This is a genomic window from Kitasatospora indigofera, from assembly GCF_014655955.1.
In the GTDB taxonomy this organism is placed as follows: Bacteria; Actinomycetota; Actinomycetes; order Streptomycetales; family Streptomycetaceae; genus Kitasatospora; species Kitasatospora indigofera.
In genome coordinates this window covers 1-1,453 of sequence record NZ_BNBO01000143.1, presented here as the reverse complement: position 1 = coordinate 1,453, position 1,453 = coordinate 1, and the positions used below count along the sequence as shown (strand labels likewise).

Genomic DNA, 1,453 nt, shown 5'->3' with positions numbered 1-1,453 from the left:
TCACCGGTTCGGCGGTGGGGGCGGGTTCGCTGGCGTTCCTGTTCACCGGGCAGGGCAGCCAGCGGGTGCGGATGGGCACGGAGCTGGCGTCCTCGTACCCCGTGTACGCGGAGGCTTTCGGTGCGGTGGCGGCGGAGTTGGATCCGTTGCTGGGTGTGTCGTTGGCGGAGGTGGTGGAGTCGGGCCGTGGTCTGGAGCAGACGGGTCTGACGCAGCCGGCGTTGTTCGCGGTGGAGGTGGCGCTGTTCCGGTTGTTCGAGTCGTGGGGTGTGCGGCCGGATTTCGTGTCGGGTCATTCGATCGGTGAGTTGTCGGCGGCGCATGTGGCCGGGGTGTTGTCGTTGGCGGATGCTGCGGTGCTGGTGGCGGCGCGGGCGCGGTTGATGCAGGCGTTGCCGTCGGGTGGTGCGATGGTGGCGGTGCAGGCCTCGGAGGAGGAGGTGCTGGCGGCGCTGTCCGTGGGTGTGTCGGTGGCGGCGGTGAACGGTCCTTCGTCGGTGGTGGTGTCGGGTGACGAGGCACCGGTGCTGGCGTTGGGGGAGCGGTTCGCCGCGCAGGGGCGTAGGACGCGTCGGTTGCGGGTGAGTCATGCGTTCCATTCGGCGCACATGGACGGGATGCTGGAGGAGTTCGGTGCGGTGGCGGCGTCGCTGTCGTTCTCGGCGCCGCGGATCCCGGTGGTGTCGAACCTGACGGGGCGGGTCGCCACGGCGCAGGAGATCACCGATCCTCGGTACTGGGTGCGGCATGTCCGTGAGGCGGTGCGTTTCGCGGACGTGGTGCGGGAGTTGGACGCGAACGGGGTGACGACCTTCGTCGAGCTGGGGCCGGACGGCACGTTGTCCGCGCTGGTCCAGGAGACCCTGACCGACCCGGTCGCCGTCCCCGCCCTGCGCCGCAACGCGCCGGAGGCGGTCAGCGCGGTCAGCGCGTTGGCGCAGATCCACACGCACGGCCACCAGGCCGACTGGACGGCGCTGTTCGCCGGGGCGTCGCCCCGCCGGGTGGACCTGCCGACCTACCCGTTCCAGCGCCGCCGCTACTGGCTGGAGCCGGGATCGGCCCAGTCGGCCGACGCCGCCGGCCTCGGCCTCGGCACCGCCGGGCACCCGCTGCTCGGCGCGATCGTGGCCCGGCCCGACGCGGACGGCGTGCTGCTCACCGGCAGCCTCTCGCTGCGCACCCACCCCTGGCTCGCCGACCACGCCGTCCAGGGCACCGTGATCGTCCCCGGCACCGCCCTGCTGGAGCTGGCCGTCCGGGCCGGGGACGAGGTCGGCGCGAGCACCGTGGACGAGCTGGTGGTGGAGGCGCCGCTGGTGCTGCCCGAGCGCGCCGCCGTCCAGCTCCAGGTCTCGGCCGGCGCCCCGGACGAGTCCGGCGCCCGGCCCGTCACCATCCACTCCCGGACCGAGGACGGCGACTGGCAGCGGCACGCCTCCGGCACCCTGCT

The 1,453-nt window shown here is 73.2% G+C and carries 1 protein-coding gene; it reads left to right on the top strand.

The window, feature by feature from the left end; genetic code table 11:
- Positions 1 to 1,453, top strand: a 1,453-nt coding sequence (locus tag IE329_RS39845; RefSeq protein WP_308438444.1) for an acyltransferase domain-containing protein, incomplete at both ends; no start/stop codon positions are given.